Source organism: Stieleria neptunia, from assembly GCF_007754155.1.
GTDB lineage: Bacteria > Planctomycetota > Planctomycetia > Pirellulales > Pirellulaceae > Stieleria > Stieleria neptunia.
In genome coordinates this window covers 8,198,733-8,215,737 of the sequence record NZ_CP037423.1, presented here as the reverse complement: position 1 = coordinate 8,215,737, position 17,005 = coordinate 8,198,733, and the positions used below count along the sequence as shown (strand labels likewise).

6 protein-coding genes and 1 pseudogene are annotated in these 17,005 nt (G+C 60.4%); 3 read left to right on the top strand and 4 right to left on the bottom strand.

The window, feature by feature from the left end; all coding sequences use genetic code 11:
- The first annotated feature begins 15 nt into the window (after positions 1 to 15).
- A complete protein-coding gene (locus tag Enr13x_RS28625; RefSeq protein ID WP_145390278.1) occupies positions 16 to 597 on the top strand; it encodes a flavin reductase family protein in 582 nt (193 codons plus the stop codon).
- Positions 598 to 715: 118 nt separating this feature from the next.
- Here Enr13x_RS28625 and Enr13x_RS28620 read toward each other — a convergent pair whose 3' ends face one another.
- From Enr13x_RS28620 to Enr13x_RS28610, 3 genes are all read right to left on the bottom strand, one after another.
- Entirely contained in the window at positions 716 to 4,822 is a 4,107-nt protein-coding gene (locus tag Enr13x_RS28620) for a non-ribosomal peptide synthetase (protein ID WP_197455422.1), read from the bottom strand.
- Positions 4,815 to 11,381 carry a type I polyketide synthase gene (locus tag Enr13x_RS28615; protein ID WP_197455421.1) on the bottom strand — a complete coding sequence of 2,189 codons (6,567 nt, stop codon included), beginning with the start codon at positions 11,379 to 11,381 and terminating at the stop codon, positions 4,815 to 4,817. Before Enr13x_RS28615 ends, Enr13x_RS28620 begins: the two co-directional genes overlap by 8 nt.
- Before the next feature lie 331 nt (positions 11,382 to 11,712).
- On the bottom strand, positions 11,713 to 12,855 hold the full coding sequence (locus Enr13x_RS28610; protein ID WP_145390275.1) for an ABC transporter permease: 1,143 nt from the start codon (positions 12,853 to 12,855) through the stop codon (positions 11,713 to 11,715).
- Positions 12,856 to 13,712: 857 nt separating this feature from the next.
- Here Enr13x_RS28610 and Enr13x_RS38340 point away from each other — a divergent pair.
- Both Enr13x_RS38340 and Enr13x_RS28600 read left to right on the top strand, forming a co-directional pair.
- Positions 13,713 to 14,792: a S49 family peptidase gene (locus Enr13x_RS38340; protein WP_197455420.1), complete on the top strand. Its 1,080-nt coding sequence runs from the start codon at positions 13,713 to 13,715 to the stop codon at positions 14,790 to 14,792.
- Positions 14,793 to 14,819: 27 nt separating this feature from the next.
- Positions 14,820 to 15,167 carry a prolipoprotein diacylglyceryl transferase gene (locus tag Enr13x_RS28600; protein WP_145390273.1) on the top strand — a complete coding sequence of 116 codons (348 nt, stop codon included), beginning with the start codon at positions 14,820 to 14,822 and terminating at the stop codon, positions 15,165 to 15,167.
- Positions 15,168 to 15,456: 289 nt separating this feature from the next.
- On the opposite strand, the pseudogene Enr13x_RS28595 reads toward Enr13x_RS28600, so the two are convergent.
- Positions 15,457 to 16,591 (bottom strand): annotated as a pseudogene (locus Enr13x_RS28595) (transposase).
- Positions 16,592 to 17,005 lie beyond the last annotated feature (414 nt).

Here is a 17,005-nt window from a genome sequence, read left to right as displayed (position 1 = left end):
TCTCCGGAGACCGAAATGGAATTTGACGTCGAAAAACTGACGCTGCAAGAAACCTACCTGCGGTTGGTTCAATTGATCACGCCCCGGCCCATCGCCTGGGTGTCGACGCTGTCAGTCGACGGCGTGCCCAATTTGGCGCCGTTTTCTTTCTTCAGCGGCGTCGGCGCCAATCCGCCGACGGTCTGCTTCGCCCCGGCCAACAACGCCCAAGGCCTGCCCAAAGACACCCTGGAAAACGTCCGCCGCACCGGCCAGTTCGTGGTCAACATCGTGACCGAGTCGGTGGCCCAAGCGATGCACCGAAGCAGCGACGAAGTGGGCTCGGAAATCGACGAGTTCCAGCACGTCGGGGTCGAGCCGATCGACTCGGTCAAAGTCCAACCGCCCCGCGTAAAGTCCTCGATCGCCGCCATGGAATGCACCCTGCATTCGGCGATCACCCTGGGCACCGGCCCCGCCGGAGCGAACCTGGTGATCGGTAACGTCGTCTATTTCCACGTCGAAGACAGCCTGGTCGACCAAAAAGCCCTGCACACCATCGCACGCGTCGGACGCCGCGAATACACCAAAGTCGAACAGACCTTCCGTTTAGAGTGAAAACAGCGGGTTGCAAGTACTCAGTACTCAGTACCCAAACACCGGAGGGCTCGCGCCCTGCCGCTAACAAATCGTTCACGGCGTAAGGCGGAGCCTTGGAACGAGGGTCATGCTCCCATCATTCTGCCATCCCTCCCCTGATTCCCGCCGAAGCCACAAACCGAACAATCTGCTCGGCGATCTCGCCGGCTCCGGGCGACTTCACCATGCTGTGATGATGCCCGCTGACCGTGCTCACGGTGACCTCACCGGTCCAACGTCCCCAACCACGATCGGGGCGCTGATCGGCCTTGCCTGGAACATCCCGCGGACGCAACAGCAACACCGGCGCGTCCATCGGTTGAATCTCATACCCTTGGCAAAGCTCCACATGGTGGGCGAACAACCGCTGTAGATCGGCGATGGCTTTCTGGACGACCGCCGTCGGTGTGTCCTCTTGCAGCACGCCCAGTCGCTGCGCGTGTTGATACAAAAACGGCAATTGCTCGTCGGCGGAAAGTTCACTGAGTTCGTCCAGCGACAGATCCAGACCATACTCCAGTCCCGCCGAGGCCGATTCCGGATCGCACCGCTCGGGAACGGTGGAATCCAACAGAATCAATCCGGCCAGATCCGCGCCGCCGGCGGCAAGCTGCCGCGCGACTTCGAATGCGATGACGCCGCCGAGTGACCACCCGCCGATGAAATAGCGACCCGACGGCTGGCGACGCCGGATCGATCGGACATAGTCGCTCGCCATCTCGCTCAACGTGCTCGGCAAACGTTCCGCGCCGTGCAGCCCCCGCGAACGAATCGCCACCAGCGGCTGATCCTCGGGAAGCCTCCCGGCCAATTCGCGGTAACAGACCACGATGCCGCCCGGCGGGTGAATCATGAACACGGGGGCCGCATCATCGGATCGTTTCAGTTCGACCAACAACGCATCCGCATCCTTCTCCGATTCTGTTTCATTCGCCGAAACGGCAGGACGACATTCGCGGATCGATGCGTCTCCGAAACGGTCGCGAAGGCTCGCTTCATGCAGATCCACCAAACGGCTGGCGACCGAACGGATGTCGCCCAAATCGAACAGCAGCGCGGTGGGGATCGAGAAACCGAGCTCATCGGACAGCTCCGACGTCAACACCGCTGCCTGCAACGACGTTCCACCGGCTTCGAAAAAATTGACGTCGATCCCGATTGAATCTTGCTCCAACGCGGCGGCGAACCGACGTTCCAAAAACGTTTCGAGTGCGTTACGCGGTCGCAGCGAATCGTCGACCGACGTGTCGTCGGACACCGGTTCCGTTAGCCGCTTGCGATCAATCTTTCCGTTCGCATTGAGCGGAAGTTGATCGAGCACGTGGATTGTTGCGGGCCGCTTGTACGGGGGCAGGCTGGTCGAAAGGTGACGGTTGAGTGATTCTCGCTGGGATGCATCCACCCCGGCGACGAAGGCGGCAAGGCGTTCGCCCCGCGATCCGGGCCGGATCACTTTGACCGCCGCACGCTCGACGCCGGGGAAACGTTCGATCGTTCGCTCGATTTCTTCCAGTTCGATGCGATAACCGCGCAGCTTGATCTGATGATCGACGCGTCCCAGAAACTCGATCGTGCCATCGCCGCGTCGGCGACCGAGATCGCCCGTCAGATAAACTCGGCTCGGCTTGCCGTCGCCGTCGCGGATCTGTTGCGACGCGAGGAAGGATTGTTCGGTCAATTCGGGTTGATTGAGATAACCGTCCGCCAAGCCGCGACCGCTGATCACGATCTGTCCCGGAACACCCACGGGGACCGGAGCCAATTGCGTGTCGACCAGATGAACGTGCACCCCATCAATCTCGCGGCCGATCGGAATGCGACGATCCGGCGGGACGTGGCTGACGCGATGCGCGGTGACCTGGCATGCGGCCTCGGTCGGACCATAAAAATTCCAGAGTTCACAATCCAGTTTGGAATGAATCCATTCCGGCAACTCGCTCGGCATCGCTTCGCCCCCGGTCCAAATCTGACGCACCGACGTGCACTCGGCAAATCGGGGATGCGCCGCGATCGCCCGCAAGACGCTGGGCACGGTCTGCAGAATCGTGATGCGATCGCGCAAGATCTGTTCGATCAATTGGTCCAGGTCCAGGCGGTCGATTTGATCGGGCCAGACCAGCGACGCGTTCTGTTGGGCGGTGGTCACGACCAGCGGCAACGTCGCATCGAACTGATGGGACAGCAGAACGAGCGCACGGTCGGACGGTGAAAACGGCGTCGCACGCTCTTGCCAACGCATCGCATTGCTGATCGCGGCGTGAGAAACCATGACGCCCTTCGGCCGTCCAGTCGAACCCGACGTGTAGATCACATAGGCCAGGTCGTCGGGCGTACAAGGCAAACACGTCGAAGTGTCCTGGTGATCCACTTGGTCTACCGAAACGATGTCCGCGCCGAATGCGTTTGCCCAAGGATCGTTCGGGGCGGCAACGACCGTTTTAATCACCGCATCGTGTCGGAGCACCTCGGATGAGACCGCCGGTTGATCGGCGTCGATCGGAATCGGCGTCGCTCCGCAATACATCACGCCCAGGATTCCGACCCAAGCATCGCGACCGCGTTTCATGCAAACGGGAACCAATGCACGGGGTTCGACACCACGCCGCTGCAGAAGTGTCGCGAATCGTTGTGCGGCGGCCACGATCTCGTGATCCGAATCGCCCAGCAAGTCGATCAGGGTCTCGCGTTTGTGGTCCGAATCATGTGGGGCCGCGGGCTGGCAACCGGACCAGGGGACATTTTTGACCGGCTGTCGCGGATCGGCGACCAGCTGATCGGACAAGGCAACAAACTGATTTGCCATCGAATCGATCGTGTCGGCGGCAAACAGGTCGCGGCAATAACAGATCATGCCACGCAATTCGTCGCCATGCAGTTCGAAGACAAACTCGACGTCGTAGTGACAGCTCGTGTGCTGGACCGGAAAACTCTCTTGTCGCATGCCGGCGAAGTCATCGAAGACGTGATCGTTGCCGATGACGAAACCCGCACGACCTTGTTCGCTGGCGATCTGTGATTTCTCGAACGTGCAGGAGACTTGGAACAGCGGGTGGCGACGCGGGTCACGCCCGACGCCACTGGCGCGAACGATTTCAGCCAGCGGCAACGATTCGCCCGCCAAGGCGTCGATCATGTTTTGTCCGACCGTCGCGATCAATTGTTCCAGCGTCGGGTTGCTGGACAGATCAACCGTGATCGGAAGCAGGTTGACGAAGAAGCCGACCGTCTTTTCGAACTCCCGCTGGCTCCGGCCCGAAAACGGTGTCCCGATCGAAAACGAATCCTGGCCCGCAAACCGTCCGACCAGCACCTGCAGCAACGCCATCACGACGACGTTTCCGGTCACGCCCAATCGCCGCGAAAGCGCCGTGACCTTGGCGCCCATTCCGGGCGGAAAATTCAGCGGAACCACCGACGCACGGTGCGTGAACGACGCCGGACGTTCAAAATCGGTCGGCCACTCGATCACCGCTGGGACAGCGGCCAATTGAGTTTGCCAATATTCGGCGATCTGCTCGCCACGGTCGCTGGTCACCAGATCGGCTTGGGCGCATACGAAACGTTCGTAGTTGCACGGCGCCGCTGCCAGATTCGGTTGCCGACCGTTGGCCAACGCGGGATACAGTTGACGGATTTCGTCCATGATCAAAACCAACGACCAGAAATCGACCACGATGTGGTGCGTGGTCGCGACCATGACGACATCATCGGCGGCGATTCGAAACGCTGCCAGACGAAGCAGTGGGCCACGTGTCAGATCGAACGGCCGGTTGATCTCGTCGGTCACCCATGCGGCCAGTTCGGCTTGGCTTGCCGACGGCGTCTCCACGACGCGAAACTCCGGCGTCAGCGTGGTCTGGATTCGCTGCACGGGCTGATGCGTCGATTCCGATTCGGCAAACACCGTCCGCAACGCACTGTGCCGATCGACCAACGCTTCGACGGAACGCCGCATCGCATCCAGGTCGATCGCCGAGCGAAACCGCGACGGCAGCGCGACGTTGTACGCGGTGACCTGAGGAGCCCGCTGGTACGCATACCACAACGCTTGTTGACCCGCCGAAAGCGGAAACTCGCCGGAATCATGCGGCTGCCGTTCGCGCTGCGCGGCCGCGTTTTGCTGCGCGGCCGCCTTTTGCTTCAATAAACGGGCTAGCAATTCGCGTTTTTGTTGGCCTGACAGACTGTCCAAAGCGTCATTCACGAGGCTGTCCGGGGGCGGTGCCGTCAAGCAGTTGTGCCAACAAGGCGTCGACGTTGGCATCCGACATCGCCGGTAATTGTTCCAGCAATTCTGCCGCCGTCGCGCCGCTCGTCTCCGCGTCACCCGTCTCTGCGCCATCGGACTCCGCGTCGCTTGTCGCCGCTTCATTCAGCTGCGTCGTGCCTGTCTCGATGATCGTTGAAACGCTGCGGCAGACCTCTCGCAAGCTTTCGCTGCGCATCAATTCGGAAATCGGCAAATCAATCTCCAGTCGGCTTTCGATCCAGTTTCGCATTTCCACGGCCATCAGCGAGTCCAATCCCATCGACAACAAGGGCCGATCCCAGGGCATGTTCTCCAGGGCGATCCCCAGCAACGAGGCCGCCTTGAATCCGATGATTTTAGCAACCATCGCGTACCTGGCGTCGGCCGTCGCGTCGCGAACTTCTCCTGCGGTGGCCAAAGGGTCCCCGTCGCTTGTTTCTTCCGCCATTCCACGCAACAAGTGTGCAAAACGTGGTGACACCTCTCCGGTGATGCCCAGCCCTCGCCAACGCGTCCAATCCATCCGCAACACGCTCTGTTGGACGGCGTCGGTTTGCATCGCCTGTTCCAAACAACGCATCGCCTCGTCGGCGGAGAACGTCAACACGCCCTGACGCTCCAGACGCTCGCTCAGTTCACCGCGCTGGGCCAGATAGCCGACTTGCCCGACGTGCCCCCAGTTGACGGCCAAACCTGGCATGCCGAGTGATCGCCGATAGTGGGCCAGCGAATCCAGGAACGCGTTGGCCGCAGCGTAATTCGCCTGACCGGCGTGCCCGAACACACTCGACAGCGACGAAAAGAGAACAAAGTGATCGAGGTCGTGTTCGCACGTCGCCGCGTGCAGGTTCCAACCGCCCAAGACCTTCGGGCCGAGTACCCGATCCAGCGTGGCGCGGTCCAGATCGACCAACAAGCGATCCTCCAGAATCATCGCCGTGTGAAAGACCCCGGCCAGCGGCGGACAGTCGCGATCGATTTGATCGACCACCGATTGCACCGAATCCGTCGACGTCAGATCCACCGGCATCACCCGGACATCAATCCCAGCCGCCGACCACTCGTCCAATACCGATTGCGTGTCCCCCGCAACGACCGCGCTGCGTCCGCCCAACACCAAGTGCCGCGCACCGCAATCGACCAGCCACTGCGCCACGCGCAATCCGAATCCGCCCAATCCGCCGGCGATCCAGTACGTTCGTTCGGCCGACAATCGGAGTGGCGCGTACTGTCCGGCAAACACGTCCGACGGGGCGTCGCGATAATCCACGACGACCTTGCCGATGTGTTTTCCTTGCTGCATGAACCGAAACGCATCGCGAGTTTCATCGGCCTCAAACGACGTCTCCGGCAGCGGCGCCAGCTCACCGGTATCGAAACGCGGCACCAGGCGACGAAGCATCTGGCCCATCCGTTCGGGTTGCTCGCGAAACAGTTGATCCAGGTCGATTGCGAAGAGGGCGAGGTTGTTTTTAAAGATTTCCAACCCCAGCGAGGCGTCGGCATAGATGTCGCGTTTTCCGATCTCCAAAAAGCGTCCACCGGTTTTCAGAATCGACAGTCCTTTCGTGATCGCTTCGCCGGGCAACGAATTCAGGATCGCATCGACACCTTCTCCGTCGGTCTGTTCCAGCGTCTCGCGGGCGAATTGAAGATCGCGCGAATTCATCACCGTTTCGGCACCGAGCTGTTTCACCAACTCACGCTTTTCATCCGTGCCGGCCGTGGCCAATACCCTGGCGCCGGCCAGTTTGGCCAGTTGCATCGCTGCGATGCCCACGCCACCGCTGGCTGCATGAATCAGAACACGTTCGCCGGGGCGGATGCGGGCGCATTCATTCAACGCATACTCGGCCGTCAAGAACGCGATCGGGATCGTGGCGGCTTGCTGATGCGAGATCGACTTCGGTTTCGCCGCGACCAGGTGTTGGTTGACGATGACATGGGTGGCGAACGATCCCGGCGCGACGGCGATCACTTCGTCGCCGACCTTGAACTCGGTGACACCGGGCCCGACACGTCGGATTCGCCCGCTGCATTCGGCGCCCAGCACGACCGGTCCATCGGGCAATCCCGGATACAGGTCCAACGCCTTCATCACGTCGCTGAAATTCAATCCCGTCGCGAGAACCTCGATCTCAACCTGGCCGTCGGCGGGACGGGCCGCAGGGACGGATTCGTATCGCAGTTGGTCGATCGACGACGAATCGCCCAGCCGCAGGGCGCTCGGGATGCGACGCCGGCTTTCCGGATGAAGCGGTTGTTCCTCGGCCGGGACGAAGCGACGGACCCATCGGATCGAGTCGCGAATCATCACTTCGTCTTCATCGTCGATTCGTTCGACCAACTCCGCCAGCAAGTCATCGGCAATCGGTGACGCGATATTCGGCGATTCGGCGGGTGCTAAATCAATCAGCCGGGTTTTGAAACGACCGCATTCGCTGGCGATCACCCGTCCGAAACCGATCAGCGGACCGGCCGCGACCGAAATCGGCAGCATCGTTTCGTCGGGCGGCTGGGCGCCACAGGTCACGATCGAAAGTCGAGCGATCTTGGATTGTCGGTTCGAATCCGCGGCCGATTGCCAGGCAGCGACCAAGTGCATCGGCGCCAGCGTCGTCAGAACGGTCGACTTGTTCAGCGTGTCGCCGGCGAGTTCAACGTTGTCGGGTGCATCCAGACCCCATAAATAGACCGCATCGGTCACTCCATCACCGACGTCCGTCAGCAATCGATCGAATTGGTCTCGGTTCTCGGGATCGATGATGAACGAGTCATCGCGCAGACGCTTGAAGTTGGCGCCGTGCTGAACGGTGACGATTCTTTCGTCGGCGGGCAATCGGTCCAGCAGTTCATCCGCCAGTCCGCTTTGGTCGCAAAAGACCAGCCATTTCCGATGTTTCGTGTCGGTGTCATGCGGCTGTGTCGGCGCCGCGGGTTTCCAAACGTATCGGTACAACAATTCGTCAACAGAACCTTCCAGGTTGGTTCGCGTCACCGATACCGATTCGAATCCACGGATCGCGACGCAGTGGTTTTGATCGGCGTCGTAAATGTCAATGTCGGCGACCATCCGAAAGTCGTCTTTCGAGATCAGTCGCACGTGCGCCGTCAACGGCGAACACGCTTTGCGGAACACGTCAAACGATGCGATCTGTTGGGGCAGGTACAAGCCGTCGATGACGTCGTCAAAATTCGGGCTGGCGATGATCATGCCGTGAAAGCAACTGTCCAAGAGCGCGGGACCAAACCCGAGCGGATCGGCGACATCCTTCGCATCCTCCGCGGCCGGGAAATCGACCGTGACGATGGCTTCGAATGGGCCACGCCAGCCCCCGGTGACGCCGCGGAAACGTGGCCCGTAGTTCAGGCCCAGCTGATCGCAATAGCGGTAAAGCCGATCGGAGGACACCGACTCGGTGGCTCGCCGCCGGGCATCTACCAAGGCGGAGTGATCCGAACGCCGCGCACCGGCGGTGCTGCTCAAGTCCGCGACGGCTAACGGTTGCCAGTTCGATTGATCGATGCCGCTGCAAGAAAGCGAAATCTGTCGCCGCTGTGTCTGATAGTCGACTTGAATGCGGACCGGAGCGTCCTCGCCGAGCAGACAAGGGTTTTGCAATCGAAATCGTTTCAGCGAGACGGCATCCGATTCCCCGACGATCGTGCCTGCGGCGATGGCCAATTCCAACATCGCTGCGGCCGGCATCATGCACGCGTTGCGAACGCGGTGATCGGCCAACGATTCCTGCAGCCGAAGATCGATGCGGGTTTGCCAGCTGGGGTTCGGGCCATCGATCCGTTGTCCCAAGATCGGTTCACCCGGGTTTGCCTGGCGACTGAGTTTCGATTCGTGCGATTCGAACCAGAGCGATTGCTTGTTCATCGCCATGGCGGGCAATTTGACGAACTCGGCATCGGCCGGCGCGTTCACGTTCCAGTCGATCGGATAGCCCCAGGCATACAGTTGGCCCAACGAGTCTGCGATTTGAACGGCATCGTCTTTCTTTCGACTCAGCGATGCGACTGCCAAGATCGATCGGTGATGTTTGGCAAAGCATTCGGCGATCGCGTAGCGCAAAACGGGATGCGGTCCGATTTCGATCGCCAGCTCGACGCCTTGATCGGCCAGGATGTCCATCGCGTCGGAGAACCGCACGCTCTTGCGAACGTTGTGCCACCAGTACTCTCCGTCGACTTCCGTGCCCGGCATCACGTCGCCGGTCACCGTGGACACAAACGGCGTGTGCGTCGGCTTGGGTTGAATCGTTGCCAACGATCGCAACAGTTCGTCGCGGACGGGATCCATTTGGACGCTGTGAAACGCATATTCGACTTCCAGACGTCGACAAAAGATCCCTGCCTGGTCCAGCCGTTGATAGAGCGCTTCGATCTCGATGGCGCATCCCGACACGGTCAGCGACGCCGGGCCGTTGATCGCGGCGATGGAAACGTTGTCGCCGAGTTTCGCGATCCAGGGCTCGATTTCATCGGGCGATAGTCCCACCGCGATCATCGCCCCCTTGCTGGTCGCGGCGTCCATCGTGCGGCCACGATGAATGGCGACCAAACAGGCGTCGGCAAAATCGAGTGCCCCGGCGACGTGGGCCGCAGCGATTTCTCCCACGCTGTGACCGACGATGATCGACGGGCGAATGCCTTTGGATTCCCACACCGCCGCCAACGCGGTCTGCAGAGCAAAGAGACTCGGCTGCGCGATCGCGGTTTCATTCATCCGCGATGCGTCTTCATCACGGCACAGTTCATCGATCAACGACCAACCGACGTGCTTCGAAAATTCCTGGTCGCAGCGCTCGATCGTGTCGCGAAAGATCGGATCGGATTCCAATAGTCCGCGTCCCATCGCCCACCACTGCGGACCCTGCCCGCTGCAGACGAATGCGATCGGCGGCGGGGTGTCGTCTTGGCCATGGGCATTCAGGTGCGCACGCCGGGCATGGGAATCACAGTCGCCGGCGATGTCGCGAAGCTGCCTCACCCAATCGCGACGGTCGCTGCCCACCACCACGCTGCGCCAATCGTGATGCGTGCGCCGACGCGCCGCGGTTGCCGCGACGTCGGCCAAGCAAACGTCGCCTTGATCCAGCCAGTCGGCCAGTTGCGAAGCGGTCTCGGCCAACGCAGTTTGGTCGTGCGCCGAAATCGGCAACATCAACGGCGGGGTGTCAACCGCTGGTGTTGAACCTTTGGGAACGTCTTGCGGTGGTTGTCCCACGATCACATGGGCGTTGGCGCCGCCGTAGCCGAAACCGTTGATTCCGGCCAACCGAGGTCCGTCACAATCCCACGGTTCGGTCGAACGGGGAACCCGCAATCCGTTGGCGTCGAACTGGATGTCCGAGTTGGGCGTTTCGAAATTCAGGTGCGCCGGGATGCTTTGATGCTTTAGCGACAGCGCGACCTTGATCACACTGGCGATCCCCGCGCCCGCTTCCAGGTGACCGATGTTGGTTTTCACGCTGCCGATGCGGCAGACGTCTGAGCCGGGGCGTCCGTAGCAATGCGAGATCGCGCGGGCCTCGATCGGATCGCCGATCGGGGTGCCTGTGCCGTGAGCTTCGACGTAGCTGATGTCTTGACCGGTCAAGCCCGCCGTTTGTAGGGCGGATTCGATCAAGGATTGCTGGGCCGTCTGGCTGGGCACCGTCATGCCGTCGGTGCGGCCGTCTTGATTGGTCGCCGAACCATGAATCACCGCGTAGATCGAATCACCATCGGCGATCGCGTCATCGAGTCGCTTTAAAAGCACCATCCCGGCGCCTTCGCTGCGGACGTAACCGTTGGCCGAGGCGTCAAAGGTCTTGCAGCGTCCATCGGGGGAAAGCACCCCGAGCTGGCTGAACGCGACAAAGAAGTCGGGCAGAATCAGCGCGTTGACGCCGCCGGCGAGCGCCATGTGGTTGGCACCGGACTGCAAATTCTGGCAGGCCATGTGGACCGCGATCAGCGATGATGAACACGCCGTGTCGATCGCGACGCTTTCGCCCCGCAAGTCGAAACAATACGAGATGCGATTGGCCGCGATGCTGCTGCTGCCGCCGGTGTTGCTGTACGGGCCGATCACACCGCGGTCACGGTAACTGAGCGCACCGACGGCGTAATCGAAACTGGAGATCCCGACGTGAACGGAAATCGGTCGGCCGGCCATCGATTCCAGCGGCACCCCGGCGTCCTCGGCGGCGCGATACGCGGTTTCCAACAACATCCGTTGCTGGGGGTCCATCGAAGCCGCTTCGCGCGGTGAGATCCCAAACAGCTGCGGATCGAATTGGTCGATGCCGTCGACGTAGCCCCCCCAGCGGCTCTGGGTTTTTCCCGGTCGGGCCTGTCCCGGAGCGTAAAACTTCTCCAGACTCCATCGGTCTTGTGGCGTCAATGTGATGGCATCGCGTCCCATTTCGAGCAGCCGCCAATAGCTCTCGGGGGAGTCGCAGCCACCTGGAAATCGGCATCCCATTCCGATGATGGCGATAGGGCGAAAGTCGTTCGTCACGGGTTTGATCAAGGTGCGGAGTCTGGAAATCGTAAGGGCCGATATCGTCGGGGGCATGCCGACCGGGCCACAAAACACTCTCGTCGGATGGCGAGTGGTGTGCCGGCCGCAACAGCCCCTGCGTCGAAAGCGGGGGCATCGCTTAAGTCGTACTGACAAAATTTAAGCGTCGGGGAAGCGCGAGACGACACGATGGTCCGTGAACCCGTGTGCTAACGCTGTGAAGCAATGCTTCACAGCGTAGCCTGTGTGCCTTCCCCCCTCTCCGTGCGACCGCAAGTGCCGTTCCACTCGTCCGAAATCGGTGCCACCGATCATCCGGTGACGCCCGTCAAGAGTTTCGCAATGCTTCGGTCGGCATTACCGAAGCGGCACGTTTCGCTGGCAACAGCGCCCCGAGCAGCCCGATAAAGACCGCCAAAACCGTACCTTCCAACAACGTTGCGGCGTCGATTGCCGGCACCAGCACCCCGCGAACCGCGGGATGTCGGCTCATTGCATCGGTGGCAAGGATTGCGAGGCCGCCGCCAAAAAAACTGGCCAGCAACGCCAGCATGATCGATTCGGAGACGATCATGCCGATCACACGCCGCCGCGGCCAGCCGACGGCGCGGAGCACGCCGATTTCACGCGTTCGTTCCAAAACGCTGGTCATCATCGTGTTGAGCGTCCCGATCGCCCCGATCGCCAGGGCGATGATCGATGTCATCCAGGCCATCGCCGCCGCCAGTTGCATCCGGGTGTCGGTCCCCACGAATTCATCCGTCGTCATGGCGTGAAGCCGGCTGTCGATCCCGTGAATCTGGTCGACAATCGATCGCGCGTCACCACGGTCGACCGCCCGATCCAGCAGCACGTTGATGTACGTCACTTGCCCGTTGCGGTCGGAAATCGCTTGCAGCTGATCCAGTGGCATCACCATCGATCCGTTTTCCCATACGCTCGAACTTTCGAAAATCCCGTCCACGACGTACGGCTCTTCGAAAATCATCACGTTCTGGCCGACCGAAATCCCCGCGCGTTCGGCCAAATGAATCCCCAGGGAAAGCTGCTTCGGCGGCGTGTCCGTCGAGCCAGCTTTCGCTCCGGAACGCCGCTCGCGCCAGCGAAAATCATCGCGCAGCCAGCTGTCCGCCGCGATGCCCATCGTGGGGACGCCGAAAATTTGCTGGTCTTCCAGCGAGAGCGTGTCCAGCAGCACGCCGGCGGCCTTCGCCACGCCGCCGAGCTGCTCGATTTGCACGATCGCCGCTTCGCTCACGCTGCTGCTCAAGCGGTCCGCGGTGCCCTGACGGGAGACGACGATGTCGATCGAGTGGGATTCGTAGATGTCCGCGAACGACTCGGTGAATCCCTTGGCGATCCCCCGCAGCGCGACGACCGACGCGACCGCCATCGTCAACGCGATCAGGGTCAGCGCGGCCCTTAAGGGGCGGCGAGTCAGGTTTTTCAGGATTAACGCGCTAAATCGCATCGTGTCGGGCGAAATCGGGAGATTGGTGTTGCAGCGGACGTCCCGCAACCGGCAAAAGCAAAGTTTGGCCGGCGGAGCCCAGTGCTGCGTCAACTTTTCAACGGAGGGTGCCGCGGAAAAGGGGTCAGGTACCAAAAATGCGAAGCACCCTGCGAGCCATTTGGTTTTTGGTACCTGACCCCTTTTCCGCTCGACAAACGCAACCCGAACATTTGACGCTGACACAGCACTAGTTTCACCGATTTTACCCAGCCTGTCGATTCACCTACACCATGACCCCGCACCCGATCGACAACGCGGAAACGCCAAACAGATCTTCGCCGTCAATGACCGGGGCGTGCAGTTTTGAAAGCCGCGCTCCTGGCAGACCTCGGTGTCGACACAACTCACCATGGCTCCCTTCTCCCCCACAAATCGTAACAAGCTTGCTTGTCGATTTGTGGGGGAGAAGGGCTGGGGATGAGGGGGCTGGTGATCGGTTTTGCAGCCCACATCGATCGTCCCGAAAGTCGCTAAGCCTTTCGGGGCGCCGGCCCTCTCTGGCGTTTGCTTGCTGCGCAAACGCCGTCTCTCCCAGCGGGAGAGAATCTAAATCGGTTGCCAAATCCTGCAGTAATAAAATTGACGTCCTCCGGGGGCGGTTAAACTGTTTTTTAACCTTCCGGCCGTATTCGCTTCGCTCGACCGCCGGCTACTGTCTGCCATCCCATTCGGGATGCAAAAATGAAGGTAACCCGAAGCCCCCGGCCCCTCTCCCCGAAGCGGGGCGAGGGGAGCCAGTGTGTCTCAACGTGACGGGGGTCGATCCCACTGCTTCACCGCGTTCCCGATGGCGGGGCGATCCCACGCTGCTCCTGTTGCTCCTCGCCGTGTTGCTTTGCGGCGGTTGCGGCAGCAAGGTGTTTCGGCACAACGGCGCGGTCAACATGGCCGGCGGGTTCAACATGACCGGCGACATGACCGTCGACGGCAAGATGGACATGGGCGAGTTAAAAACGACGGTCAGCTTGAGTCCCAATAGCCGCGCGACGCCGCTGACTCCCATCGTCGTCTCCGGCCAGCCGAAGCGGACCGGAAAACTCGCCGTCTTGGACGTCGACGATTTCCTGGTCGATCGCAACGTCGGCGGGATCGGATCGATGGGCGAAAACCCGGTCGCGTTGTTCCACGAAAAAATCGACGCGATTCGAAACGACAAAAACATCAAAGCCGTCGTCCTGCGGATCAACTCCCCCGGCGGCGGCGTCACGGCGTCGGACATGATGTGCCATGAATTGGCACGGCTGAAACAAGACCGCGAGCTGCCGATCATCGCCAACATCATGACCGTCGGAACCGGCGGAGCCTACTATCTGGCCAATCACTGTGACGCCATCATTGCGCATCCGACCAGCATCGTCGGTGGCATCGGTGTGATCTTGAACATCTACAACCTGCAAGACACGATGGGCCAGTTCAACGTCCTGGCGTCGCCGATCAAGAGTGGCGAAAAAATCGACGCCGGAACACCCGAACGTCCGATCGAAGCCGACGAGCTGGCGATGCTGCAGCGGATCGCCGATGGATTCCACCAGCGGTTGATCGATCAAGTCAAATCGAAACGCCCGCAAGTGGCCGCGTCCGAGGACCAATGGTCCGACGGCAGCGTGATGACGGGAAGCGAAGCCCAGACGCTGGGGTTGGTCGACGGCGTCGGCTACATCGACACGGCGGTCGAGATGGCCAAACAACGCGCCGGATTAAAACCCGACGACCGCGTCGTGATGTATCGGCGTGAAAACGATCCCGCCTACACGCCGCTTGACGTCTCGCCCAACCAACCCGTCTTCAGTTCGCTGATCCCGCTCCGCGTCCCCGGGCTCGACCGCAGCACCATGCCGACGTTTCTATACCTGTGGCAAAGTGATCCGGCGATGGCGAGCCTGGCGCGACCCTAACGGCGACCGCCTGCGTAGCAAGTCGCTATGTCAACTTCCGATCACAACCCTCCGATCCAAACGCCGAACGCCCCCTCGCTCCTCGGCGACATTCAAAACCCCAAACTGATTTGGGCCAAGGGCGCGCTCTTCCTCGTGTTGGGCATGCTTTCCGCCGCGATTTTGGTCGCCCGAATGCCGGGGCTGACCGAGATCGCGCTGCTGTGCATTTGCATCTGGGCGTTCTGCCGAGCCTACTACTTCGCGTTCTACGTGATCCAGCACTACGTCGACCCGACCTACAAATTCGCCGGCCTCGGTTCCTTCGCAAAATACATCTGCAAACACCGGCGACCAAGCGACAGAGATTCAAGAAACGACCAGTCGATCAAGTGATCCGCGACGCGTAAGCGGCCGGGCATCGAACGTCTCTTCCGTTCGCCCTCGTTGCGAGGCTCCGCCTCGCAACGCAATGTCCGCGTGGCTCGGGACGTCGATTCTTTTGCTGCAGGAGTTTGCATCCATTTAGATTCTCTCCCTCTGGGGGTTCTTCGCGGATTTTAATGGGTGCTCTCGAATACTCGGGGAAGGTTTTTTGAGGGATGACTGCGATGTCCGACGGTTCTGTTCGGTAGGATGGCGAAGCCAGGTGAAGCGGAGGCGGGCTCTGCTCTCAAGGAACTTCCTACCCAGCTAGTTCATTGGGGACCACTCGCAGGTTGAGTGCAGCTGCCCGTTTCGCCAGGTTTTCCATTGCTCGCTTCTTGTATTGCTGTTCGTAATAGTCGTTGCCGACATCGACATATTCCCTCCCGTACTTCAGCATCCCATAAACTATTTTCGCGAGCTTGTGGGCCGTCGCCGTGATCGCTTTGGGTGAACCAAGACGGGAACGGATCCTGCGAAAGAACGCTCCTAAGGCGCAGTTTGATCGTGCCAGGGACGCGGCGGCTGTTCGAAGTGCGGCGGCGGCTCGGTTCGCACTTGTACGTGTTTTACCACTGAGCAATTTCCCACCTGTCTTCTTACTGCCCGGACATAGGCAAAGCCAAGAAGTGAAATGCTTCTCTGTTGCCCACCTACTCATGTCGGTACCGATTTCAGAAATCAGTGTGATTGCGGATTGACCGCTAATCCCATCAATGGTCGTCATGTCGACGCCCAGCACCCGGTAGAGCTGATTGCGCATATCGAACCGGGGGCTATTGCTTCCAGCTTTAGGAGCCTTCAGCTTCGGCAGAATCTCACCGTCACTTCGGTCGGAAAATGTACCCAAATGTTCTTCAAGCTTGGAATCGACTTCCGACAGTTTGGAACCGTAAAAACGGTACAGTTCCAGAGCCTGTTTTAACGCAAATACATGTTCTTCACGCCAATTGCCTTCCAGAGCTTTCGCGATCGTCGACTCGTCATTTTTGCACCTTGGATCGCGAAGTTTTGCGAGTAGGTGAGGGTCTCGACTGCCCGCAACAATGGCATCCAAAATGGCAAGGCCAGTGGTGCCGGTGATGTCCGAAATGACGTGATGGAGCTGGACATTCATTTCCATCATCGCCTTCTGCATCCGTTGGATATGCTCGCTCGCGTTGGCGACGAGCATGGCTCGTTGCCGCATGTAAGAACGCAGAACACAAATTGCCGCACTCTTCCAACCAATCTGCGAGCGACGCCAGATCGGATGTAAAGGTGCCGAAGCAGCGAACGTGTGATGAGTCGCGATCGGAGGGCACGGCAACATAGTGCTGGGTCGAACCAATATCGATGCCGGCAGCGTTCAAGTTGATTGTGTCAAGTGATTGTGGAACGGGTGCGTTGTCAATCGGAAACCCACCACGTGATCGACGCTTAGGTTTCCCAGAGGATTTCTTCTTGGCCATGGCGGAACTCCGAAAGGTGACTTCAACGGAAAAACGCGGCAGGCGCGGGAGTAGGGCTCTGTTATTCTCTCAAACGGGGTCAACGCCGTGAGGCGAGCCACCAATGTCATTTTCAAGCAAACTCCCGGGACCAGGCTGAGAAGCGGGCACGAAGCACCACGTAGAGAACGGCCTCCACGACCCGCCGCGTATCCGACATGATAATCCTCACACCCAGTTCCTCGGAATCATTTGGTCACTTGTGGCCTGCGGCGGCTGAGGAGCAACCCGCCAAGGAATCACCTGGTCTGCGATGCGCCGAAGGTGCTTCGTGCCCTCCGCCGGCCCCCGTGTCGGCGGAGGGTCGTTCGAACCGAG